Source organism: Azospirillum sp. TSH20 (genome assembly GCF_003115935.1).
Lineage (GTDB): Bacteria > Pseudomonadota > Alphaproteobacteria > Azospirillales > Azospirillaceae > Azospirillum.
Map to the genome: position 1 here is coordinate 45,635 of NZ_LGQU01000042.1, position 23,188 is coordinate 68,822.

Annotated in this window: 20 protein-coding genes and 1 pseudogene; 17 read left to right on the forward strand and 4 right to left on the reverse strand. The window is 67.4% G+C overall.

All coding sequences use genetic code 11. The features are described 5' to 3' along the window. Positions 1 to 88 precede the first annotated feature (88 nt). Complete coding sequence (gene folE, locus TSH20_RS11660; protein ID WP_109075001.1) at positions 89 to 715, reverse strand: GTP cyclohydrolase I FolE; 627 nt, start codon at positions 713 to 715, stop codon at positions 89 to 91. A 435-nt stretch (positions 716 to 1,150) separates the two neighbouring features. Then, positions 1,151 to 1,543: a Co2+/Mg2+ efflux protein ApaG gene (gene apaG, locus TSH20_RS11665; protein WP_109074886.1), complete on the reverse strand. Its 393-nt coding sequence runs from the start codon at positions 1,541 to 1,543 to the stop codon at positions 1,151 to 1,153. 459 nt (positions 1,544 to 2,002) lie between these two features. On the opposite strand from apaG, the gene TSH20_RS11670 reads away from it, so the two are divergent. The 17 genes and pseudogenes from TSH20_RS11670 to pnp all read left to right on the forward strand — a co-directional run bounded on the left by TSH20_RS11670 (position 2,003) and on the right by pnp (position 22,217). Further along, positions 2,003 to 2,716: an N-acetyltransferase gene (locus tag TSH20_RS11670; protein WP_109074887.1), complete on the forward strand. Its 714-nt coding sequence runs from the start codon at positions 2,003 to 2,005 to the stop codon at positions 2,714 to 2,716. A 192-nt stretch (positions 2,717 to 2,908) separates the two neighbouring features. After that, positions 2,909 to 4,303 (forward strand): tRNA (N6-isopentenyl adenosine(37)-C2)-methylthiotransferase MiaB, encoded by a 1,395-nt coding sequence (gene miaB / locus TSH20_RS11675; RefSeq protein WP_109074888.1) that lies wholly within the window; start codon positions 2,909 to 2,911, stop codon positions 4,301 to 4,303. Beyond that, positions 4,300 to 5,394, forward strand: coding sequence for a PhoH family protein (locus TSH20_RS11680; protein WP_109074889.1), 1,095 nt, complete (start codon positions 4,300 to 4,302; stop codon positions 5,392 to 5,394). The genes miaB and TSH20_RS11680 overlap by 4 nt, the downstream gene beginning before the upstream one ends. Then, positions 5,391 to 5,897, forward strand: a complete 507-nt coding sequence (gene ybeY, locus TSH20_RS11685; protein WP_109074890.1) for an rRNA maturation RNase YbeY — start codon at positions 5,391 to 5,393, stop codon at positions 5,895 to 5,897. The genes TSH20_RS11680 and ybeY overlap by 4 nt, the downstream gene beginning before the upstream one ends. Next, a complete protein-coding gene (locus TSH20_RS11690; protein WP_109074891.1) occupies positions 5,894 to 6,850 on the forward strand; it encodes a hemolysin family protein in 957 nt (318 codons plus the stop codon). Before ybeY ends, TSH20_RS11690 begins: the two co-directional genes overlap by 4 nt. Before the next feature lie 134 nt (positions 6,851 to 6,984). Then, positions 6,985 to 8,598, forward strand: coding sequence for an apolipoprotein N-acyltransferase (lnt, locus tag TSH20_RS11695; RefSeq protein ID WP_109075002.1), 1,614 nt, complete (start codon positions 6,985 to 6,987; stop codon positions 8,596 to 8,598). A 130-nt stretch (positions 8,599 to 8,728) separates the two neighbouring features. Continuing rightward, the gene (locus TSH20_RS11700; protein WP_109074892.1) at positions 8,729 to 9,223 is read left to right on the forward strand and encodes a helix-turn-helix transcriptional regulator; all 495 of its coding nucleotides are present in this window, start codon (positions 8,729 to 8,731) and stop codon (positions 9,221 to 9,223) included. Between the two features lie 251 nt (positions 9,224 to 9,474). Next, a complete protein-coding gene (gene metK, locus TSH20_RS11705; protein WP_109074893.1) occupies positions 9,475 to 10,644 on the forward strand; it encodes a methionine adenosyltransferase in 1,170 nt (389 codons plus the stop codon). Between the two features lie 110 nt (positions 10,645 to 10,754). Further along, positions 10,755 to 11,477 carry a tRNA (guanine(46)-N(7))-methyltransferase TrmB gene (locus TSH20_RS11710; protein WP_109074894.1) on the forward strand — a complete coding sequence of 241 codons (723 nt, stop codon included), beginning with the start codon at positions 10,755 to 10,757 and terminating at the stop codon, positions 11,475 to 11,477. Positions 11,478 to 11,740: 263 nt separating this feature from the next. Next, positions 11,741 to 12,241, forward strand: a complete 501-nt coding sequence (gene rimP, locus TSH20_RS11715; RefSeq protein ID WP_085090529.1) for a ribosome maturation factor RimP — start codon at positions 11,741 to 11,743, stop codon at positions 12,239 to 12,241. A gap of 125 nt (positions 12,242 to 12,366) precedes the next feature. Further along, positions 12,367 to 13,926 carry a transcription termination factor NusA gene (nusA, locus tag TSH20_RS11720; RefSeq protein ID WP_109074895.1) on the forward strand — a complete coding sequence of 520 codons (1,560 nt, stop codon included), beginning with the start codon at positions 12,367 to 12,369 and terminating at the stop codon, positions 13,924 to 13,926. 74 nt (positions 13,927 to 14,000) lie between these two features. Then, positions 14,001 to 14,801 carry an RNA-binding protein gene (locus TSH20_RS11725; RefSeq protein WP_109074896.1) on the forward strand — a complete coding sequence of 267 codons (801 nt, stop codon included), beginning with the start codon at positions 14,001 to 14,003 and terminating at the stop codon, positions 14,799 to 14,801. 21 nt (positions 14,802 to 14,822) lie between these two features. Further along, entirely contained in the window at positions 14,823 to 17,678 is a 2,856-nt protein-coding gene (infB, locus tag TSH20_RS11730) for a translation initiation factor IF-2 (protein WP_109074897.1), read from the forward strand. Positions 17,679 to 17,916: 238 nt separating this feature from the next. After that, a pseudogene (gene rbfA / locus TSH20_RS11735) lies at positions 17,917 to 18,396 on the forward strand (30S ribosome-binding factor RbfA); the annotation flags it as partial. 133 nt (positions 18,397 to 18,529) lie between these two features. Continuing rightward, positions 18,530 to 19,471, forward strand: a complete 942-nt coding sequence (gene truB / locus TSH20_RS11740; protein ID WP_109074899.1) for a tRNA pseudouridine(55) synthase TruB — start codon at positions 18,530 to 18,532, stop codon at positions 19,469 to 19,471. Positions 19,472 to 19,485: 14 nt separating this feature from the next. Then, complete coding sequence (rpsO, locus tag TSH20_RS11745; RefSeq protein WP_063635662.1) at positions 19,486 to 19,755, forward strand: 30S ribosomal protein S15; 270 nt, start codon at positions 19,486 to 19,488, stop codon at positions 19,753 to 19,755. A 350-nt stretch (positions 19,756 to 20,105) separates the two neighbouring features. Next, positions 20,106 to 22,217, forward strand: coding sequence for a polyribonucleotide nucleotidyltransferase (gene pnp / locus TSH20_RS11750; RefSeq protein ID WP_109074900.1), 2,112 nt, complete (start codon positions 20,106 to 20,108; stop codon positions 22,215 to 22,217). Between the two features lie 69 nt (positions 22,218 to 22,286). Here pnp and TSH20_RS11755 read toward each other — a convergent pair whose 3' ends face one another. Continuing rightward, the gene (locus TSH20_RS11755) at positions 22,287 to 22,823 is read right to left on the reverse strand and encodes a PIN domain-containing protein (RefSeq protein ID WP_109074901.1); all 537 of its coding nucleotides are present in this window, start codon (positions 22,821 to 22,823) and stop codon (positions 22,287 to 22,289) included. A gap of 10 nt (positions 22,824 to 22,833) precedes the next feature. Further along, on the reverse strand, positions 22,834 to 23,184 hold the full coding sequence (locus TSH20_RS11760) for a hypothetical protein (protein ID WP_109074902.1): 351 nt from the start codon (positions 23,182 to 23,184) through the stop codon (positions 22,834 to 22,836). Positions 23,185 to 23,188 lie beyond the last annotated feature (4 nt).

A 23,188-nucleotide genomic window follows, 5' to 3' on the forward strand; every position in this document is an offset into this window, starting at 1 on the left:
ACCTCACACCCCGAATTCCACACCGCTCACTGACAAAGTGCGGCGGGAGCTTGGCAGGCGGCATTGAGGGTGTAAAGCCCTCTGGACCTCACTCCATCCCGCGCGAGGACGGGTTGCCGATCATCGTCAGGAACTCGCGGCGGGTCGACGGGTCGGTGCGGAAGGCGCCCAGCATGCGGCTGGTCACCATGGTCACGCCGGTCTTGTGGACGCCACGGGTGGTCATGCACTGGTGCTGCGCCTCGACCACCACGGCGACGCCCTCGGGCTGCAGGACCTCGTCGATGGTGTTGGCGATCTGCGCCGTCATCTTCTCCTGGATCTGCAGGCGCTTGCCGTAAGCCTCGACCAGGCGCGCCAGCTTGGAGATTCCGACGACGCGGCGGCGCGGCAGATAGGCGACATGCGCCTTGCCAATGATCGGCACCATGTGGTGCTCGCAATAGGACTCCACCCGGATGTCGCGCAGTACGACCATCTCGTCGTAGCCGTCGGTCTCCTCGAAGGTGCGCGACAGGATCTCGACCGGGTCGATGCCGTAGCCGGCGAAGAATTCCTCATAGGAGCGGACGACCCGGTCCGGCGTGCCGACCAGCCCTTCGCGCGCCGGGTCGTCGCCGGCCCAGCGGATCAGGGTGCGCACGGCCTCTTCCGCCTCGGTGCGGGACGGACGGGCGACGGGGTCGGGCCGGGAAAGGCCGGGGCCGCGAAGCACGTTGTCGGCGACCGGGGGCTTGGCGTGCGGGGTCTTGGTAGCCGTCACGGGAAACATCCTTTCCATAACTGGGAACGCCCTGCGCGAAGCCGATGGCCGCAATCCGACGGCCGTCGCGCAACACGCCCATCGTGTCTGGCGTCACTTCCGTCGTCAGTACGGAGCCGAAGCCCCGGCGGATCAACCGAACGGGCGGCAAGACGAAAGAACCCATTCGCAAAATGCGGAGCGGCGGCGCCAGCCACGGTCTCCGCCGCTTGCCGCCTTTCGGAAGTCCCTAAATTTAGGTCCTGCCCCATGGCCTGCAAGCTATGGACAAAGTACGGACAGCCATGCGGATTGTCAAAGCCGCCTGTTAATTTCTTCCAATATCCACACACATTCTATTGTATTATTCGTCTGCGTCCGGAATTGCCGGGAAGTCGGGCCGTCCGATCAGTTCAGCTGCATCGGCTGGTGCGGACTGTCCAGCGAGAAGGCCGGGATCGTCACGTCGAAGGCGCGCCCGTCCTCCCCCTCCATGCCATAGCTGCCGGCCATGATGCCGGACGGCGTGCCGAGCGGGGTGCCGCTGGTGTATTCGAAATGGTCGCCCGGCTCCAGCACCGGCTGCTCGCCGACCACGCCGGGCCCCCGCACCTCCTGCACGCGGCCCATGGCGTCGGTGATGCGCCAGTGGCGGGTGCGCAGCTGCACCGTCTCGCTGCCTTCGTTCTCGATGCGGACGTGATAGGCCCAGACGAAGCGCCCCTCGGCCGGGGCGGATTGGTCTTCCAGGAAAACGGGCTGGACGGTGACGCGGATGTCGTGGGTGACGGCGGTGTACATGGCGGGCGGTCCGATGAACGGCGCCGGCCGTAAAAACGGGCCGGCGGCTTGGGGTTCCGGCTGGGGAGTCCGGGTGGCCGGGCGGCGGTTCCGCGCAGGATAAAGTCCCCTCTCCGCACTGTCCAGAACGCGGCCGGACAATGATGCGACATGCCCGCACTGGGATGGATACAGTCATGCGCAGTCTCCGGGTCTGCATGGTCTTGCGACAGGGGGGAGACGATGATATATGCGCAAGTCCCAGCAACGGCCGAAGAGCCTTGTCCATGTCTCGTTCGCACGCCCTTCGCATCCGACGACGGAGCCTCGCACCGCGCATCGCGGTTGCGGCCGTCCTTGGGTCGCGTGCGAACGCCAAAGGCACAACGGGGACCTGACACCCCCGGCCTTCCGGCGGCGGCGCGATCCGCCCTTCAAAAGCCTTCTGAGAAGACTTTCTTCCCGCCGGGAGCCCAACGCATGATCATCACCGTCGAAGAGCCGAAGCACGCCGCCGCCATCGAAGCCCTGCTGGACGCCTCCTTCGGTCCCGACCGCTTCTCCAAGACCGCCTACCGGCTGCGCGACGGCGTCGACTCCATCCCCGCCCTGAACCTCGTCGCCATCGAACATGACGAGCATGGGCGCGAGGTGGTGGTGGGCACCATCCGCTACTGGCCGATCCTGGTCGGCGGCACCACCCAGTCCATCCTGCTCGGCCCCATCGCGGTCGCCGCCCATCTGCAGGGCAGCGGGCTGGGCAGCAAGCTGATCCGGATGAGCCTGAACAAGGCGGTGGCGCTGGGCCACAAGTCGGTGATCCTGGTCGGCGACGCCCCGTATTACGAGCGGTTCGGCTTCTCCCGCGCCCTGACGCTGGGCATGCAGATGCCCGGTCCGGTCGACATGAACCGGCTGCTGGGCCTGGAGCTGGTCGAAGGCTCGCTGGCCGGCGCCGCCGGCATGATCGGCAAGCCGGAACAGGCGGATGCGCAGGAGGTTGCCATCGGCGCCACCCCGGTGATGAGCTCGGTGCTGGCCGCCCCGGCTGCGAACGCGCCCGTCCTGGCGGGAGACACCCCCGTCCCTTTCAGCGCCCTGTTCAGCCGGACGGCGGCGGAGCGACTTTGGACTGACCGCGTGCGCCGGACCGACTGGTTCTGGCGCGACGGCCTGCAAGCCGGCGCGGCGTGACCATTCCGGCCCTCGGTCCGCATTGCGGAAACGACGTCGTTGCAAACATGGGTGGGGCGAAGCGGGATTGACTCGATTCGCCCCACACGCGATACCATCTTTTCAGGAGCGACGCCGGACATGCGGCGTGCCGCGCGCCACGCAGCATCGTGAGCGCGCTATTCGTTTTTGTTGCAAGCGGAAGGGTGCGGGTTGACCAAGAAGCTGTTCATCAAGACCTGGGGCTGCCAGATGAACGTGTACGACTCCGCCCGGATGGCGGACGTCCTGGCACCGCTGGGCTACCAACCGGTCGATGAGCCGGACGGCGCCGACATGGTGATCCTGAACACCTGCCACATCCGCGAAAAGGCCGCCGAGAAGGTCTTTTCCGAGCTTGGCCGGCTGCGCCAGATGAAGGACCGCAAGGCCGAGGCCGAGGACGGCCGGATGATCCTGGCGGTCGCCGGCTGCGTCGCCCAGGCGGAGGGCGAGGAGATCGTCGCCCGCGCCCCCTTCGTCGACATGGTCTTCGGCCCGCAGACCTATCACACCCTGCCGGAGATGGTGGCGAAGGCCAGCCGTGCCGCCGGCAGCGTGCTGAACACCGACTTCCCGGCCGAATCCAAGTTCGATTTCCTGCCGGAGGAAGCCGGCAGCCAGGGCGTCTCCGCCTTCCTGGCGGTGCAGGAGGGCTGCGACAAGTTCTGCACCTTCTGCGTCGTGCCCTACACCCGCGGTGCCGAGTTCTCCCGCCCCGCCGACCAGATCCTGGCCGAAGCGAAGCGGCTGGTCGCCGGCGGCACGCGTGAGGTCAACCTGCTGGGCCAGAACGTCAACGCCTGGCATGGCGACGGGCCGGACGGCACGACCTGGGGCCTTGGCCGGCTGATCCGCCAGCTGGGGGAGATCGACGGGCTGGAGCGCATCCGCTACACCACCTCGCACCCGCGCGACATGGCCGACGACCTGATCCGCGCCCACGCCGAGGTGCCGCAGCTGATGCCTTACCTGCATCTGCCGGTGCAGGCGGGGTCGGACCGCATCCTGGCGGCGATGAACCGCAAGCACACCGCCGACGACTATCGCCGGCTGGTCGACCGGCTGCGCACGGCCAAGCCCGATCTGGCGATGTCCGGCGACTTCATCGTCGGCTTCCCCGGCGAGAGCGACGCCGATTTCGCCGCGACGCTGAAGCTGGTCACCGACATCGGCTATGCCCAGGCCTATTCCTTCAAATACAGCCCGCGTCCGGGCACCCCGGCCTCGGTCGAGGGATCCCAGGTGCCGGAAGAGGTGAAGGAATCCCGTCTGGCGGCGTTGCACCAGCTGCTGAACGCCCAGCAGGTCGCCTTCAACCACAGCTTCATCGGCCGCAGCGTGCCGGTCCTGTTCGACCGTGTCGGGCGCCGCGACGGCCAGCTGCTGGGCCGCAGCCCGTGGATGCAGTCGGTCCATGCCGAGGCGAACGAACGGCTGCTCGGCCGCATCGTCGAGGTGCGGGTCGACGCCGCGCTGGCCAACAGCCTCGCCGGCACGGTCGTAACCGGTGAACACACCACCGCCTCTCCCTTCCAGCCTGCCGTAACCTTGGAGGCAAGCGCTTGAACGGTCTGCCCGAACGGCGTATCGACGTTCAATTCGATGACAACCGGCTTCTGCCGATGCTGTACGGGGAGCATGACCGCCACCTCGCCCGCATCGAATCCCTTCTCGGCGTGTCGCTGATCTCGCGCGGCAACACCCTGACCATCTCCGGCCCGTCCGATGCCGCCGAAACGGCCCAGGCGGCGCTGAACAGCCTGTATGGGCGGCTGACCCGCGGCCAGACCATCGACGGCGGCGAAGTCGACGGCGCCGTCCGCATGGCGACCGCCGATCCCGGTTTCGCCGGCGTGTCGGCTGGTGAAGAGCCTCGTGCGCCGGGGCAGCAGGCGACCATCACCCGGGCCGAGATTGCCCTGCGCACCCGCCGGCGCGGCCCGATCACACCGCGTTCCCCCACCCAGGCCGCCTATCTGCAGGCTCTGGCGGAGAGCGAACTGGTCTTCGGCCTCGGCCCGGCCGGCACCGGCAAGACCTATCTGGCGGTGGCACAGGCGGTGGCCCTGCTGACCACCGGTCAGGTCGACCGCATCGTGCTGTCGCGCCCGGCGGTCGAGGCCGGGGAGCGGCTGGGCTTCCTGCCCGGCGACCTGAAGGAAAAGGTCGATCCTTACCTGCGTCCGCTCTACGACGCGCTGCACGACATGCTGCCGGCGGAACAGGTGAAGAAGCGGCTGGAGTCCGGCGAGATCGAGATCGCGCCGTTGGCCTTCATGCGCGGTCGGACGCTGGGCAACGCCTTCGTCATCCTGGACGAAGCGCAGAACACCACGCCGATGCAGATGAAGATGTTCCTGACCCGTCTCGGCGAAGGCGGGCGGATGGTCATCACCGGCGACATCTCGCAGATCGACCTGCCGTCGGGCACCCGGTCGGGCCTGCGCGACGCACTGGACATCCTGCGCGGGGTGGAAGGCGTGCGCTTCGTCCGCTTCACCGACGCCGACGTGGTCCGCCACCCGATGGTCGCCCGCATCATCCGCGCCTATGACCAGGCCGATGCCCGCGAGGCGGAACGCAAACAGGCCCGCCGCATCAGTTCCGTACCCGAAACGACCGGCAACGGCCCTGCGATCGTCGGAGATCCGGAATGACCAGCGCGGTCGACATCACTGTTTCACGTGAAGCCGGCGATTGGGCGGAGGATGCCGAGTGGCTGGCGGAGCGCGCGGCGCTCGCCGCCCTGGGTGCGGCCTATGACGACGAGGAAGGCCCGGCCGAGCTGTCGGTCGTGCTGGCCGACGACGAGCTGGTCCACAGGCTGAACCGCGAGTATCGCGGCAAGGACAAGCCCACCAACGTCCTGTCCTTCGCCCTGACCGAGGCCGAGGAGCCGGAGGCGCAAGACGGCGTGCCGGTGATGCTGGGCGACGTCATCCTCGCCTATGAAACGGTCGCCCGCGAGGCGTCCGAACAGGGGAAAAGCTTCAAAGACCACATGACTCACCTTGTGATGCATGGTGTTCTGCATCTGCTGGGTTATGATCACGAGACGGACGACGAGGCCGAGGAGATGGAGGCGCTGGAAACCCGGCTGCTTGCCACGCTCGGAATCGCCGATCCTTACGCCGCCAACCACCAACCGCCGGACCGATGAGCGAGATATCCGACAGTCGCACGCCCCGTGATGACCACGGGGCCGAAGACCATTCCCTGGGCCACCTGTTCAAGGGGTGGCTCCGCACCGTCTGGGGCGGCCGCGAGGACAATTCCCTGCGCGGCACGATCGAAGAGCTGATCTCCGGCCTGGACGATGCCGCGAGCGAGGACGGCGAGGATTCGCTGGGCGCCGGCGAGCGGGCGCTGCTGACCAACATCCTGAAGCTGCGCGACCGCACCGTCGCCGACGTCATGGTGCCGCGGGCCGACATCATCTCCGTCGACATCGACACCCCCTTCCCCGCCCTGGTCCAGCGCGTCGCCGAGGAGGGCCATTCCCGCCTGCCGGTGTTCCGCGAGACGCTGGACGACGTGGTCGGCATCATCCACATCAAGGACGTGCTGACCCTGCTGGCGAAGCAGGCCGCCTCGCCCGAGGGCCTGCGCCAGAAGCCGGACCTGACCGGCATCATCCGCGAGGCGAAGATCGTCGCCCCCTCCATGCATGTGCTCGACCTGCTGGTGCAGATGCGCCAGACCCGACAGCACATGGCCCTGGTGGTGGACGAGTTCGGCGGCATCGACGGCCTCGTCACCATCGAGGATCTGGTGGAGGAGATCGTCGGCGAGATCGAGGACGAGCATGACGAGACCGCGGCGCCGCGGCTGGTCGAGCGTCCCGACGGCAGCCTGATCGCCGACGCCCGCCTGCCCATCGAGGATTTCGAGCATCGCGTCGGCCCGGTCCTGTCCGAGGAGGAGCGCGAGGACATCGACACGTTGGGCGGTCTGGTCGTTTCCATCGCCGGCCGCGTGCCGGGGCTGGGTGAGCGGCTGATCCATCCCTCGGGCCTGGAGTTCGAGATCGTCGACGCCGACTCCCGCCGCCTGAAGCGCCTGCGCGTCCACAACGTCCCGGCCAACAGTTCGGAGCTGGCGGAGACGGCGTAAGGATTGGGGTGGGGGTCTGACGCCTCCCCCACCCCGACAACACAGCTCCGCCCACAACAGCCTTGGCGCCCCTGTCCGGCCGCATTACCTATGGCGCCGCCCGCCATTCCTTGCCGCTGCCGGAGTTTCCCGTCTTGACCGTCACCGATGCGCTGCCCGTCCCCGCCCGGCTGGGCCGTGTTTCCGCGCGGCTGGCCGCGCTGACCGGCTGGCGCCGGCTGGCTGCCGCGGCCTTGCTGGGTGGGCTCGCCACGCTGGCGGTTCCGCCGGCCGACCTGATACCGGTGCTGCTGGTCGCCTTTCCCGGCCTGATCTGGCTGCTGGACGGGGTGGAGACGAAGAAGGGCGCCTTCGCCCTCGGCTGGTTCTTCGGCTTCGGCCATCACCTGCTGGGACTCTATTGGATCAGCGCCGCGCTGTTCACCGATATCGAGCGCTTCTGGTGGGCCCTGCCGCTGTCGGCCGTCGGTCTGCCGATCCTGCTGGCGATGTTCAGCGGCGGCGCCACCCTGACCTTCCACATGCTGCGCCGGCGCGGCTTCGGCATCGGGCTGGGCCGACCACTGCTGTTCGCCGCCTGCTGGTGCCTGTGGGAATGGCTGCGCGGCCACGTCTTCACCGGCTTTCCCTGGAACCTGATCGGCTATGGCTGGGTCGGGGTGCTGCCGGTGCTGCAGACCGTCTCGCTGGTCGGCATCTATGGGCTGACGCTGGTGACGGTGCTGGTCGCCTCTCTGCCCGCCGCTCTGCCCGACCGCGACACCACGCCACGCCGCGCCTGGGCCGGCGTCGCCGCCGGGTTGGCGCTGCTGGCGGTGCTGGGCGGCTGGGGTGCCTGGAGGCTGGCCGGCGCGGTGGACGAGCCGGTGCCGGGCGTCCGTCTCCGGCTGGTCCAGGCGGCGATCGACCAGCGGCTGAAATGGGCGCCGGCCGAGCGGGTGCAGAATTTCCAGAACCATCTCGCCCTGTCCGCCGCCCCGCCGGCCGATCCGTCGGCCCCGCCGCCCAACGTCATCATCTGGCCGGAAACCGCCGTCCCCTTCTTCGTCGAGGAGGATGCGCGGGTGCGCCAGGCGATGGCCTCCGTCATCCCGCCGGGCGGTCTGCTGATCACCGGGGCGCCGCGCACGACGGTCGGTGCGGACGGCGAGCGTCGTTATTTCAACGGCATGGTGGCGGTGGACGGCAGCGGTGCGGCGGTCGCCGACTACGACAAGTTCCACCTCGTGCCCTTCGGCGAGTACATGCCGCTGCGGCAATGGCTGCCCGTCGGTGCCATCGCCGGCAACGGGGCGGAGTTCTCGGCCGGCCCCGGTCCGCGCACCTTGGACCTGGAAGGTCGTGTGGCCGGCCTGCCCTCCTTCAGCCCGCTGATCTGCTATGAGAGCATCTTCCCCGGCGCCGTGGTCGACACCGCGGACCGGCCGCACTGGCTGCTCAACTTGACCAACGACGCCTGGTACGGCCGCACCGCCGGTCCGCACCAGCATTTTGCGATCAATCAGGTCCGTGCCGTGGAGGAAGGACTGCCGCTCGTGCGGGTGGCGAATACGGGAATATCCGGGGTGGTGGACTCCTACGGTCGTGTGCAACAATTGCTCGGTCTGGGTGAGCGGGGCTTCATCGATACCACGTTGCCGGAAGCGCCTGACGGCGTCACATCCTATGCCTGTATGGGAGACTGGATTTTCGGCATAGTGCTTCTAGGCTGTTTTCTGGCGGCCCTGGCCTCGCGATATCACCGGTGACGCAGCATTACGGGCAATACGCCCGCCACAGGCAGAACAATTTCGTGTAACCGGCTTGACCGGAGCGGGCTTGACTGCATACGTGGATATGTCGTAACTAGGTTGCACAACCGTTACAGGGATAAACGAGATGCAGACTGAAACTGGGGCGCCGCGCGGGCGCCGTGCGGGTGCCGGCCGTCCGAAGACCGGAAAGCCGAATCCCATCGATGTCCATGTCGGATCCCGCGTCCGTCTTCGCCGCACGCTTCTCGGCATGAGTCAGGAGAAACTCGGCGAGGCGATCGGCCTGACCTTCCAGCAGGTGCAGAAGTACGAGCGCGGCGCCAACCGCATCGGCGCGTCGCGTCTGTTCGATCTCAGCCGCGTCCTGGATGTGCCGGTCTCCTTCTTCTTCGACGACATGCCGGCCGAAGCGGCTGCCGCCCGCGTCGACGACGAGGACGAGTCCGGTGCGACCGAAGAGCGCTCCGCCAGCACCTACGAGCCCGATCCGATGGCCAAGCGCGAGACGCTGGAACTGGTCCGCGCCTACTACAAGATCAGCGATCCGTCGGTGCGCAAGCGCCTGTTCGAACTGACCAAGGCCGTGGCCAGCGCCGCCGTTGCGGAAGCCGCCGAGTAACGTCGTCAAGTACCTCCTGCCGGTTGCCACACGGCATGTGATACCCACCGAACGGGGATGGCACGGGCTCGACCGTGCTCCCCCTTCGTGCGGCGCCTGCGGTAATCGGTCCGGGGCCCTACCGCCGGTAGATTTCTTGACCCCGGCTGAATTCCTTGTCACAACCCGTTTTGGATCGGTGTCTGCGGCCGCTGTACCGGTCTGCCGTTTCGGCTCATGAAATAGCGTGCCGCCGAATGCCGAGGTTTCCCGTGGCAAAGCTGAACTACGTCTTCACCAGCGAGTCCGTGTCGGAAGGTCATCCCGACAAGGTCTGCGACCGCATTTCCGACGCCATCGTCGATCTTTATCTTTCGCACGACCCGCAGGCACGCGTGGCCGTCGAGACGCTCGCGACCACCAATCAGGTTGTTCTGGCCGGCGAAGTTCGCGGCCCCGACAGCATCAAGGCCGACCAGCTGGTCGAAGTCGCCCGCGCCGCGGTGAAGGACATCGGTTACGAGCAGGACGGCTTCCATTGGGAGAAGATGGACGTCAAGTGCTTCGTCCACTCCCAGTCCGCCGACATCGCCGTGGGCGTCGACGCCGCGGGCAACAAGGACGAGGGTGCCGGCGACCAGGGCATCATGTTCGGCTATGCCTGCCGGGAGACCCCGGCGCTGATGCCGGCCCCGATCTACTACAGCCATGCCATCCTGAAGTCGCTGGCCGAGGCGCGCCATTCCGGCGCCGCCCCCCAGCTGGGCCCGGACGCCAAGAGCCAGGTCACCCTGCAGTACGTCGACGGCCGCCCGACCCGCGCCACCGCCATCGTGCTGTCGACCCAGCATGCCGAGGGGCTGGACCAGGACGCCGTGCGCGAGATCGTCCTGCCGCACATCGTCAACTGCCTGCCGGAAGGCTGGATGTGCGACCCGAAGCACCTGTACGTCAATCCGACCGGCCGCTTCGTCATCGGCGGCCCGGACGGTGACGCCGGCCTGACCGGCCGCAAGATCATCGTCGACACCTACGGCGGTGCGGCCCCGCACGGCGGCGGCGCCTTCTCCGGCAAGGATCCGACGAAGGTCGACCGCTCGGCCGCCTACGCCGCCCGCTACCTCGCCAAGAACGTCGTCGCGGCGGAACTGGCGGAGAAGTGCACGATCCAGGTCTCCTACGCCATCGGCGTGTCGAAGCCGCTGTCGGTCTATGTCGACACCCACGGCACCGGCACTGTCGACGAGGATCGCCTGTCCGATGTGCTGCAGCAGCTGGTGGACCTGTCCCCGCGCGGCATCCGCACGCATCTGGGACTGAACAAGCCGATCTACGCCCGCACCGCCGCCTATGGCCATTTCGGCCGCGAGCCGGAGGTGGACGGCGGCTTCTCGTGGGAGAAGACCGATCTGGTCGGCGACCTGCGCAGCGCCTTCCTGTAAAAGCGCGTTCGCACCATAGGACCCGCCGCAAGGCGGATGGACGGCAGGGGCTGGCAACGGCCCCTGCTTTCTTTTGAGGCCCATCCCTTTTCCCGATACAGCGTTCCGACATGACCGACGACAGCAACTCCGGCCCCCTCGCCGAAAGCTCCAACCGCCTGTTCGGGCGCCGCAAGGGCCGGCCGTTGCGCAAGCGCCGGACGGAACTGATCGACGTTCTGCTGCCGCAGCTCCAGATCACGCTGCCGCAGCCCGGCGACAGGCTGAACCCCGCCGGCCTGTTCGACAGCCCGAAACGGGAGGTCTGGCTGGAGGTCGGGTTCGGCATGGGCCATCACCTCGCCTGGCAGGCCGGGCACCATCCGGATGTCGGCTTCATCGGCGCGGAACCCTTCCTCAACGGCATCGCCGGCCTGCTGGGCATGGTCGATGACGACGATCTGCGGAATGTGCGCATCCAGCCCGACGACGCCCGGCCGCTGCTGGACGCCCTGCCCGACGCCTCCATCGGCCGCGCCTTCGTGCTGTTCGCCGACCCCTGGCCGAAGAAGCGCCACGCCGACCGCCGCTTCATCGGGCCGGAGAACCTGCCGCGGCTCGCCCGCGTGCTGAAGGACGGCGCGGAGCTGCGTCTGGCCAGCGACGACATGGGTCTGGTGCGCTGGATGCTTGAACACACGGTCAATCATCCCGATTTCGAGTGGACGGCGCGCCGCCCGTCGGACTGGCGCATCCGCCCCGACGACTGGCCCGCCACCCGCTATGAGGAAAAGGCCATCGCCGCCGGCCGCAAGCCGGTCTTCATGCGGTTCGTCCGCCGCCCGCGGGGCTGACGCATACCCGTTCCGCTTGAGATTCCGGCCGAGCACGGCGATCGGACCGGAAAAGGCTTGCGGCATCGGACGGAATGACTATATTCACCGCTGAGAACCCATACGGATCGGCGGCCCGGGCAACCGGGCCGGCGAGACGCTTTGCGGGTGGGCTTTTGCCCACTTATTTTTTTATGAGCGTGTGGAAGCACGCGCTTGTTGAACCTTCTGTTGTGGAAACCTCGTCCGGTTCGATCCCGGCCGCAGGCTTTGGGTTAGGTGGAATGGACGCTACAGGTCGCATCGAACAGATCATCACGCCGTCGGTCGAAGCCATGGGCTATGAGGTCGTGCGCGTACAGATCTCCGGCGGCCAGCGGGCGATCCTCCAGATCATGGCGGAGCGCGCCGACGGCGCGCCCATGACCGTCGAGGATTGTGCCGACATCAGCCGTTCCGTTTCGGCCCTGCTGGACGTGGAAGACCCGATCCGCGAGGCTTACACGCTGGAAGTCAGCTCGCCCGGCATCGACCGGCCGCTGACCCGGCTCAAGGATTTCGAGCGCTTCGCCGGCTTCGAAGCCCGGCTGGAAAGCCGCATGGCCATCGACGGCCGCAAGCGCTTCAAAGGCATGCTGAAGGGCGTCGAGGACGGCCTCGTGTGCATCGACACCGAACAGGGAGCCGCCCGGCTGGAGTTCGACAATATCCTGCGCGCCAAGCTGGTGCTGACGGACGAGCTGATCCGCGCCAGCCAGGAGCAGCAGGAGGGCCTGCAGAACTGACGGACCCGTCCATCAGGACGCGCCATCGGACTGCCTGGCCTGGATTGCCTGCCCCCACCCCGCCGACCCGACCGGACATCACGCAAGACCGGCATCACACAAGACCGACTCAGGAAGTGTAACGGATGGAACTGCTGCAAGTCGCTGACGCGGTCGCCCGCGAAAAGAACATCGACCGGGACGAAGTCCTGGAGGCGATGGAGCAGGCGATTCAGAAGGCCGGCCGCTCCAAGTACGGCCACGAGCACGACATCCGCGCCCGCATCGATCGCAAGACCGGCGACATCCATCTGACCCGTCACCTGGAGGTGGTCGAGGCGGTGGAGAACGAGGCGACGCAGGTCACCCTGCCCTACGCCCAGCGCCGCAAGCCCGGCGCCAAGATCGGCGACTTCCTGGTCGACCCGCTGCCGCCGATCGATTTCGGCCGCATCGCCGCCCAGACCGCCAAGCAGGTGATCGTGCAGAAGGTGCGCGACGCCGAGCGCAAGCGCCAGTTCAACGAGTACAAGGACCGCAACGGCGAGATCGTCAACGGTCTGGTCAAGCGCGTCGAATACGGCAACGTCACCGTCGACCTGGGCCGCGCCGAAGCGATCCTGCGCCGCGACGAACTGCTGCCGCGCGAGCATTTCAAGAACGGCGACCGCGTCCGCGCCTATATCTTCGACGTCCGCGAGGAACCGCGCGGGCCGCAGATCTTCCTGTCGCGCACGCATCCCATGTTCATGGCGAAGCTGTTCGCCCAGGAAGTGCCGGAGATCTACGACGGCATCATCGAGATCCGGGCGGTCGCCCGTGATCCGGGGTCGCGCGCCAAGATCGCCGTGCACAGCAACGACAGCTCCATCGACCCGGTCGGCGCCTGCGTCGGCATGCGCGGCAGCCGCGTCCAGGCGGTCGTCGGCGAGTTGCAGGGCGAGAAGATCGATATCATCCCGTGGTCGGGCGAGGCGGCGACCTTCGTCGTCAACGCGCTCGCCCCGGCCGAGGTCGCCAAGGTCGTGCTCGACGACGACAACCGCCGCATCGAGGTGGTGGTGCCCGACGACCAGCTGTCGCTGGCCATCGGCCGCCGCGGCCAGAATGTGCGCCTCGCCTCGATGCTGACCGGCTGGGACATCGACATCCTGACCGAACAGGAAGAGTCGGAGCGCCGGTCGGAGGAAATCCACAACCGCTCCGCCCTGTTCATGCAGGCCCTGGATGTCGACGACGTGATTGCCCACCTTCTGGTCGCCGAAGGCTTCACCTCCGTCGAGGAGATCGCCTTCGTCGAGACCGAGGAACTGGCCGAGATCGAAGGCTTCGACGAGTCGGTCGCCGACGAGCTGAAGCAGCGCGCCCTCGCCTTCCTGGAAGTGCAGGACGAGCAGGCCAACGAGCGTCGCCTGGAACTGGGCGTCGAGGACATCGTCGCCGAGCTGACCGGCTTCACCGCCACGCAGCTGGTGAAGCTGGGCGAGAACGGCGTGAAGACGCTGGACGACCTGGCCGATCTGGCCGGCGACGAGCTGGTCGAGATCCTGAGCAAGGACGGCGCCAAGGACGCTCCCACCGAAGAGGAAGCGAACGCGATCATCATGGCCGCGCGCGCCCACTGGTTCGAGGGTGAGGAACAGGACGGCGCCGCCACGGCCCCTGCGGCAGATGGCAGCGCCGGTGGTCAGGGCGCGCAGGCCTGACCGGCAGCAATGCCGGTTGGAACTGCGCCCGACAGGAACGATTATTCGGGACCGCGCGAGCGGATGACGATCGGATGACCGAACGGAACGACGAACGGACACCGACCGCCGCCGCGGATGCGGTGCCGGATCAGGAATTGGCACCGGATGACGGTGCCGGGACGGACCGCCTGCCGGCCGACGACGAGAAGGGGCCTCTGCGCCGCTGCATCGCGTCGGGTACGGTCGGGCCGAAAGAGGGCATGATCCGCTTCGTGATCGGCCCCGACGGCGAGGTGGTGCCGGACCTGGAGGAAAATCTGCCCGGCCGCGGCCTTTGGGTCACGGCCGACAGGGATGCCCTGGCGAAAGCCATGGGGAAATCCGTTTTTGCCAAGGCGGCCCGCCGGGCGGTGAAAGTACCGCCCGATCTGGCCGAAAGGCTGGAACGGCTGCTGGAACGGCGTTGTCTGCACGCGTTGGGCCTTGCCCGCCGTGCCGGCCACGTCCTGGCGGGATACGAGAAGGTGCGCGAGGCGTTGAGGGCCAACCAGGTCGGCCGTGCGGGTCCCCCGCCGGCCCTGCTGGTCGAAGCCGCGGACGGCTCGCTCGACCAACGCGGCAAGGTGACGGCGCTCGCGCCGTCGCTGCCGGTGATCGATCTGTTCGAGTCCTCGGCCTTGGCCGCGGCGCTGGGACGCGATCATGCGGTGCATGCCGTGGTGGCGCGAGGCAGGCTGGCCGCTGGGCTGGTCCGCGAAGCGGCACGCCTGAGGGGGCTGAAAGGTCCCCGGGGGCACCTGGACCTGAAAGGTCCCCAAGGGGACCGGGATGCGCACCAGGATTCTGATAAGGGCTTGGGAGTCGGCGATACGGCCGGCCGGCCTGCGATGTAACGTCTGACCATTCGGGAACCGATGACCGACAGCAACGACCAGGACCAGAAGAAAGTCTTGCACCTAACCGGCGCCAGCAAAGGAAAGCTGGAGTCGAAGAAGCCGGTCGAGACCCAGGTCCGGCAGAGCTTCTCCCATGGCCGGTCAAAAGCGGTGACCGTAGAGGTCAAGCGCAAGCGTCATGTTGAAAAGGGCGCCGTGCCCGGCGTCGCCGACGGCGGCGCCGCCGCGCGTCAAGCTGCCCAGGGCCTGCCCATGCGCGGTGCGCAGGGCCAACGGCCCCGCGGCGGCGGTGCCCCTGCCGGGCGCCAGCTGACCCGCGAGGAGCTGGAATCGCGCTTGCGTGCGCTTCGTGGCGCCGCTGCGTTCGAAGAGCAGCGCCGGATCGAGGCCGAGGAAGAAGCGGTTCGCGCCGAAGCGCGCGCCGCCGAGGCCGCCGCCCGCGCCGCCGAAGAGCCTGAAGCCGCTCCGGCCGCCCCCTCCGAAGCCGCCGCTCCGGCCGCCGCGGAAGCCCCGGCCCAGGCTGCGCCGGAAATGCCGCCGATCATTCTGGATGCCGAGACCTTGCGCCAGCGCGAGCTGGACGAGATGCGCGCCATCCAGGAAGCGGACCGCAAGGTCGCCGAAGAGGCCGAACGCCGCCGCAAGGAGGAAGAGGCCAAGCGCAAGGAAGCCGAGGACGCCAAGCGTCGCGACGCCGAACCGGCGCCCCGCCGCGATGGCGCCCGCGACGGTGCGGGCCGTGACGGCGCGCGTCCGGCCGGTGCCCGTCCGGCCGGCGACCAGCGCCCCGGTGGTGCCGCCGGCCGTCCCGCCGCCGATGCCGCTCCCGGCCGCACGCTGCCCGGTGCCGGTGCTCCGGCCCCCCGCGCTGTCGAGGAAGAGGACGACAACCGCCGCAAGGGCGGTCGTGGCGGCGCTCCGGCCAAGGCCGCTCCCGCCCGTCCCGCCGCCAAGGCTCCCGCCGGCGCCGACCGCCGCAAGGGCACCAAGCTGACCGTCTCGCAGGCGCTCAGCGACGACGGTGGCGACCGCACCCGGTCTCTGGCCGCCGTCCGCCGTGCCCGCGAACGTGAGCGCCTGCGGCAGATGAGCCGTCAGGAGACCGCGAAGGTCACCCGCGACGTCGTCCTGCCGGAGGTCATCACCGTCCAGGAGCTGGCCAACCGCATGGCCGAGCGTGGCGCCGACGTCATCAAGGCGCTGATGCGCATGGGCGTGATGGCGACCATCAACCAGACCATCGACGCCGACACCGCCGAGCTGGTCATCACCGAGTTCGGCCACCGCGTCCGCCGCGTGTCGGAGTCCGACGTCGAAATCGGCCTGCGTGCCACCGAGGAAGAGGGCGCCATCCTGGTGCCGCGTCCGCCGGTCGTCACCATCATGGGCCACGTCGACCACGGCAAGACGTCGCTGCTCGACGCGCTGCGCCAGACCGACGTGGTGTCGGGCGAGGCCGGCGGCATCACCCAGCACATCGGCGCCTATCAGGTGCAGCTGGAGTCGGGTTCGCGCATCACCTTCATCGACACGCCGGGTCACGCCGCCTTCACCGAGATGCGTGCCCGCGGCGCCAACGTCACCGACGTGGTCGTGCTGGTGGTCGCCGCGAACGACGGCGTCATGCCGCAGACGATCGAGGCCATCCGCCACGCCAAGGCGGCCAAGGTTCCGATCATCGTCGCCATCAACAAGTGCGACCTGCCGGACGCCCGTCCGGAGCGTGTCCGCCAGGAACTGCTCCAGCACGAGCTGGTGGTCGAGGAGATGGGCGGCGACGTGCTCGACGTCGAGGTGTCGGCCAAGGCGAAGCTGAACCTGCACAAGCTGGAAGAGGCCATCCTTCTCCAGGCCGAAATCCTGGAACTGCGGGCCAACCCCGAGCGCGCCGCCGAGGGCGTCGTCATCGAGGCGAAGCTGGAGCGTGGCCGTGGTTCGGTCGCCACCGTGCTGGTCCAGCGCGGTACGCTGAAGGTCGGCGACGTGTTCGTGACCGGCGCCGAATGGGGCCGCGTCCGCGCCCTCATCAACGACCGCGGCCAGAACGTCAACGAGGCGGCCCCGGCCGTCCCGGTCGAGGTCCTGGGCCTGAACGGCACGCCGATGGCCGGCGACGACTTCACCGTCGTCGAGTCCGAAGCCCGTGCCCGCGAGATCGCCGAGTTCCGCCAGCGCAAGAAGCGCGAAGCGGTGGTTGCGGCCTCCGCCCGCGGTTCGCTGCAGGACATGTTCAGCCGCATCCAGGCCGGCGAGGCCAAGGAACTGCCGGTCGTCATCAAGGGCGACGTGCAGGGCTCGATCGAAGCCATCGCCAGCTCGCTGGAGAAGCTCACGGCCGAGAACACCGAGGTCAAGGTCCGCGTTCTGCACAACTCGGTCGGTGCGATCAACGAGTCCGACATCACGCTGGCGAATGCGTCCAACGCGATGATCATCGGCTTCAACGTCCGCGCCAACCCGCAGGCCCGCGACCTCGCCAAGCGCGACGGCGTCGAAATCCGCTACTACTCGATCATCTACAACGTGATCGACGACGTGAAGGCGGCGCTGACCGGTCTCTTGTCTCCGACGCTGCGGGAACGCTTCATCGGCTACGCGACCATCCGCGAGGTGTTCAACATCACGAAGGTCGGCAAGGTCGCCGGTTGTATGGTCACGCAGGGCACCGTCAAGCGCGGCGCCGGCGTCCGCCTGCTGCGCGACAACGTCGTCATTCACGAAGGCACGCTCAAGACGCTCAAGCGCTTCAAGGACGAAGTCAAGGAAGTGCGCGAGGGTTACGAGTGCGGCATGGCCTTCGAGAACTACGACAACATCCAGGCCGGCGATCAGATCGAAGCCTTCGAGATCGAGGAAATCGCCCGCGAGCTGTAAGACCGACGGCCCGCCCGGCCCCTTCCGGTGTTTTCACCGGAGCGGGCCGGGCGACCTTCTTCGCTTTGAAGGGCGCGGGATCAGTCCTGCGCCCTGTTCCTATATTGGGGTGATCGCCAACGCCCTGCTTCCGCCCGGCGGAGATGGCTGGGGTGGGAAACTGACGACGCCAATATGTGTGTGATCGGCCGGTGAGCTGAAGCAGCCCGGCAAGAGACATCGACGAAAGACACGTACCATGGCCAGCAAGAAGCGCGGCGCGTTCATCGCCGGCAAGCCCCCGTCCCAACGGCAACTGCGCGTCGGCGAGGAGGTGCGCCACGCCCTCGCCGACCTGTTCCGCCGCGGGGACTTCCACGATCCGGAGCTGGCCTCGCTGAACGTCACGGTCACCGAGGTGCGGATCAGCCCCGACCTGTCGAACGCCACTGTCTTCTATTCGACGCTGGGCGGCGAGCGGATGGAGGAGGCCCAGGTCGCCCTGAAGCGGGCGGCCGCCTTCCTGCGCGGGCAGGTCGCGCGCATGGTCAACCTGCGCCATGCACCGACGCTGAGCTTCGAGGCCGACACCTCCTTCGACTATGCCCACCGCATCGACAGCATCCTGCACAGCCCGGAAGTCGCCCGCGACCTGAGCGGCCATCCGCTGGGCCGCGTCAACGGCGACGACGACCATGACGAGGATGAGGACGAGGACGACTCCTGGGATGAGGACGGCGACGATCTCGGCCCGGACGAGACGGACGAGGACGACGACCTCGACGAAGACGACCACGCCATGCTCGACGATGAGGACAAGGGCGAGGATAAGGGCGAGGGCGAAGGCGGGGACGAGAGCCGGGGCGGCCGTCGTGGCTCGTAAGCGCAAGGGTACGCCGATCCATGGCTGGATCGTGCTGGACAAGCCGGAAGGCATGACCTCCACCCAGGCGCTTTCGAAGGTGCGCCGCCTGCTGAACGCCGAGAAGGCCGGGCATGGCGGCACGCTGGACCCGCTGGCGACCGGTATCCTGCCGATCGCGCTGGGCGAGGCGACCAAGACCGTCTCCTATGCCATGGACGGCGCCAAGACCTACCGCTTCTCCATCCGCTGGGGCGAGCGCACCACCACCGACGACCGCGAAGGCGCGGTGATCGACCGCTCCGACCACCGGCCGACGACCGAGCAGATCCGCGCCGCCCTGCCCGCCTTTCTGGGCGAGATCCAGCAGGTGCCGCCGCAGTTCTGCGCCATCAAGATTGACGGCGAGCGTGCCTATGACATCGCGCGCGAAGGCGACGCGGTCGATCTGGCCGCCCGCACCGTGCGCATCGACCGCTTCGAGCTGGTCGAGGAACCGGACGCCGACCATGCGGTGTTCGAGGTCGATTGCGGCAAGGGCACCTATGTCCGCTCGCTCGCCCGCGACCTGTCGGAAGCGCTTGGCACGGTCGGCCATGTCGGGCTTCTGCGCCGTTTGCGCGTCGGCTCCTTCACGCTGGACCGCGCGATTTCCCTGGACGAACTGGCCGCCATGGAGCAAGGTGCGGCCGTCGAACGACTTCTGTTGCCGATCGAGACCGCGCTGGACGACATCCCGGCGCTGGCCCTGACGGAAGCGGAAGCGCACCGACTGAGGCACGGCCAGACGGTCGCTCTCCTCACCCGGCAGGATCGTGAACGCCTGATGGCGGTTCAGGGTGCTGACGGTGGGGATGGCACCGTCATTGCCCTTTTCGGCGGAACGCCGGTTGCGTTGGCCCGTGTCGAGGGGGCGGAGGTCCGTCCGGTGCGCGTACTCAACCTCACGTGATTTAGGAGACCCCGATGTCGATTACGCCCGAGCGCAAGCAAGAGCTGATCAAGGAATTTTCCCGCGGCACCAACGACACCGGTTCGCCCGAGGTCCAGGTGTCGATCCTGACGGAGCGCATCAGCAACCTGACGGATCACCTGAAGGGCCACAAGAAGGACTTCCACTCCCGCCGTGGTCTGCTGGTGATGGTCGGTCAGCGCCGCCGTCTGCTCGACTACCTGAAGAAGAAGGATCAGTCGCGCTACGCCGCTCTGATCGAGCGTCTGGGCCTGCGCCGCTAATCAGGCGCGCTGTCCCGCTGACGGGTTCGGGTTCCCCTGGCCGGCCACCGGCCGGGGGTTTCCCGCCCAGTCCAGCAGACCATCGAAGCTGCCTTTTCCCTGTATCGTTCCGGAACACCTCATTGGTTATTGGCAATAGAAACTCGATCTTGAGCGTTTCGTGACGGACAGGCCGGCCCGATTATTCGGGGACCGGCCTTTTTTGCATCCACGACACTTCTATCTTGATTCGTTTAGTCCTGTTGTCGAACACCACATCTCCAGTTTTCTCGCGGGGTCCTACGACCGATGGCCCCGGCCTTGGGCGGCAATCCGGCCGTTGCAGGGTGTCGGATGGAAGGAAAGAATCCATGTTCACTGTTCATCGCAAAGAAATCGAATGGGGCGGGCGCAAGCTGGTCCTGGAAACGGGCAAGATCGCCCGTCAGGCCAACGGCGCGGTTCTGGTCACCTATGGTGACACCACCGTCCTGTGCACCGCAGTCGCCGCCAAGGCGCCGAAGCCGGGCGTCGATTTCTTCCCGCTGACCGTCAATTACCAGGAAAAGGCGTTCGCGGCCGGCAAGATTCCCGGCGGCTTCTTCAAGCGCGAAGGCCGTCCGACCGAGAAGGAAACGCTGGTCAGCCGCCTGATCGACCGTCCGATCCGTCCGCTGTTCGCCGATGGCTTCCGCAACGAGACGCAGGTCGTCTGCACCGTGCTGAGCCATGATCTGGAGAACGATCCGGACATCGTGGCGATGGTCGGCGCCTCGGCCGCCCTGACGATCTCCGGCATCCCGTTCCTGGGTCCGATCGGCGCCGCCCGCGTCGGCTACAAGAACGGCCAGTACATCCTGAACCCGACCATGGACGAGGTCGAGGACAGCGACCTGGATCTGGTCGTCGCCGGCACCGTCGAAGGCGTGCTGATGGTCGAATCGGAAGCCAAGGAGCTGACCGAAGAGGTCATGCTGGGCGCCGTCATGTTCGGCCACACCAACTTCCAGCCGGTGATCAACATGATCATCGACCTGGCCGAGGAAGCCGCCAAGGACCCGTGGGACCTGCCGGAGCCGGCCTATGACCGCAAGGCCCTGAAGGCCCGCCTGCGCGAGACTGTCGGGTCGGACGTCGAGGCCGCCTACACCGAGACGGTGAAGCAGAGCCGCTATGAGAAGGTCGGCGCCGCCAAGGCGAAGGCCCTCGAGACGCTGGCCGAGGAATTCGACGCCCAGTCGATCGGTTTCGAGTTCAAGGAGCTTGAGGCCGACATCCTGCGCGGCGCCGTCCTGAAGACCGGCCGCCGCATCGACGGCCGCGACACCAAGACCGTGCGCCCGATCGTGTCGGAAGTCGGCATCCTGCCGCGCGCCCACGGTTCGGCCCTGTTCACCCGCGGCGAAACCCAGGCGCTGGTCGTCACCACGCTGGGCACCAGCCAGGACGAGCAGATCATCGACGCGCTCGAGGGCGAGTACCGCGAGCACTTCATGCTGCACTACAACTTCCCCCCGTACTCGGTGGGTGAAGCCGGCCGCATGGGCAGCCCGGGCCGCCGCGAGATCGGCCACGGCAAGCTGGCTTGGCGCGCGATCCACCCGCTGCTGCCGAAGAAGGAAGATTTCCCCTACACGCTGCGCGTCGTGTCGGAAGTCACGGAGTCCAACGGCTCCTCCTCGATGGCCACCGTCTGCGGCACCTCGCTGTCGCTGATGGACGCCGGCGCGCCGCTGGCCCGTCCGGTCGCCGGCATCGCCATGGGCCTGATCAAGGAAGACAGCGGCTTCGCCGTCCTGTCGGACATCCTGGGTGACGAAGATCACCTGGGCGACATGGACTTCAAGGTCGCCGGCACCGAGGTCGGCGTCACCGCGCTGCAGATGGACATCAAGATCACCTCGATCACCGAGGAGATCATGAAGATCGCGCTGGGCCAAGCCAAGGACGGCCGCCTGCACATCCTGGGCGAGATGGCCAAGGCGCTGACCGGCGCCCGCGAAGGCGTCAACGAGAACGCCCCGCGCATCACCGTCATCAACATCCCGAAGGAGAAGATCCGCGACGTGATCGGCTCCGGCGGCAAGGTGATCCGCGAGATCGTGGAGCAGACCGGCGCCAAGATCGACATCGACGACGACGGCACCGTCAAGGTTTCGGCCGTCGACCAGAAGAAGTCGGACGCCGCCATCGAGTGGATCAAGGGCATCGTCGCCGAGCCGGAGATGAACGTCGTCTACACCGGCAAGGTTGTGAAGGTCGTCGATTTCGGCGCCTTCGTGAACTTCCTGGGCTCGCGCGACGGCCTCGTCCACATCTCCGAACTGGCGCAGCAGCGCGTCGGCAAGGTGTCGGACGTCGTGTCGCAGGGTGACTCGGTGAAGGTCAAGGTCATCGGCTTCGACGACCGCGGCAAGGTCAAGCTGTCGATGAAGCAGGTCGACCAGACCACCGGCGAGGACCTGACCAAGAAGGCGGAGTGATCCGTCGGGTTTAAGAAAAAGGCGCTCTCCCGCGGGAGAGCGCCTTTTTTCTTGCCGGGTGGTCGAACTCTATGGGACGGGAAGCTGGCCGGAACGCAGCCACTCGACGGCTCGGAACGGATGAGCGACAATCAGACGAGCCTTCGCGGTATTCACCAACGCCACCCGACCCTCTTCCAAAACCCGACCCTTCAGCCCCAGAAAATCGTCGAAGTTGGCGGTGACCAACAGATGCGCGCCACCCGCGATGGCGGTGTCCACGACATGAGCATCCTCCTCGTCACGCATTGGCATCAGACCAGTACCGCCGAGCGTCAGGTGCGGCGCCGTTCCGGCCGGACCAAGCCGGGCATAACCGGCGATCGTTTCGACCAGCAGGTCAACCGTCGGACGCGGAACGCCCCAGTCCACTTCAAAGACCTTGCGCAACCGGGTCAGCATCCCCCACGACACGATCAACTGCAGCGGAAGATCGGCAGCCTGACCTGACCGGACCATGTCGACCAGAGTTTGCGAGGCCGTATTTCTGGCGCCTTTCCGATCGGCCAGGAACGCGGCGCACCAGATGTTCAAATCCAGGCAGAGATTCAGGACGGACTGCGCCATTGGGGTGCGATCACTGCGTCAGACGCACGGCTTCCGCCAGCAGATCATCCTCGTTCACGGGTTCGTCCGTGGCCGAAACCGGTACATTGATCATCCCACCGATAAAGCGGCGATGCGCCACTTCCCATTCCGCGTCCAGAGTCTTCCGCGTGATGGCACGGGTCAGGGTGTCGAGATCCGCCTCCGTCCCAAGCTTTTCTATCCGGCGGAAGGCCGCCCGGGCTTCGGACGGCAGCCGGGCATAGAAACGGAGCGCCGCAGCGGCGATCTGAGCCGGCGACCGATCCTCCAACTCGGCGATCTGTTCCACGACCCGCGCGGTTTCTTCGTCCGCATAGGCCGAAATGGTGCGGGCAGGCATAGCT

Excerpts from the sequence above, each read along its gene's own strand:
- apaG (WP_109074886.1), bottom strand. The coding sequence starts at position 1,543 with ATGTACACCGCCGTCACCCACGACATCCGCGTCACCGTCCAGCCCGTT.
- TSH20_RS11670 (WP_109074887.1), top strand. The coding sequence starts at position 2,003 with ATGATCATCACCGTCGAAGAGCCGAAGCACGCCGCCGCCATCGAAGCC.
- ybeY (WP_109074890.1), top strand. The coding sequence starts at position 5,391 with ATGACCAGCGCGGTCGACATCACTGTTTCACGTGAAGCCGGCGATTGG.
- TSH20_RS11690 (WP_109074891.1), top strand. The coding sequence starts at position 5,894 with ATGAGCGAGATATCCGACAGTCGCACGCCCCGTGATGACCACGGGGCC.
- TSH20_RS11700 (WP_109074892.1), top strand. The coding sequence starts at position 8,729 with ATGCAGACTGAAACTGGGGCGCCGCGCGGGCGCCGTGCGGGTGCCGGC.
- TSH20_RS11710 (WP_109074894.1), top strand. The coding sequence starts at position 10,755 with ATGACCGACGACAGCAACTCCGGCCCCCTCGCCGAAAGCTCCAACCGC.
- rimP (WP_085090529.1), top strand. The coding sequence starts at position 11,741 with ATGGACGCTACAGGTCGCATCGAACAGATCATCACGCCGTCGGTCGAA.
- nusA (WP_109074895.1), top strand. The coding sequence starts at position 12,367 with ATGGAACTGCTGCAAGTCGCTGACGCGGTCGCCCGCGAAAAGAACATC.
- TSH20_RS11725 (WP_109074896.1), top strand. The coding sequence starts at position 14,001 with ATGACCGAACGGAACGACGAACGGACACCGACCGCCGCCGCGGATGCG.
- infB (WP_109074897.1), top strand. The coding sequence starts at position 14,823 with ATGACCGACAGCAACGACCAGGACCAGAAGAAAGTCTTGCACCTAACC.
- rpsO (WP_063635662.1), top strand. The coding sequence starts at position 19,486 with ATGTCGATTACGCCCGAGCGCAAGCAAGAGCTGATCAAGGAATTTTCC.
- pnp (WP_109074900.1), top strand. The coding sequence starts at position 20,106 with ATGTTCACTGTTCATCGCAAAGAAATCGAATGGGGCGGGCGCAAGCTG.
- TSH20_RS11755 (WP_109074901.1), bottom strand. The coding sequence starts at position 22,823 with ATGGCGCAGTCCGTCCTGAATCTCTGCCTGGATTTGAACATCTGGTGC.
- TSH20_RS11760 (WP_109074902.1), bottom strand. The coding sequence starts at position 23,184 with ATGCCTGCCCGCACCATTTCGGCCTATGCGGACGAAGAAACCGCGCGG.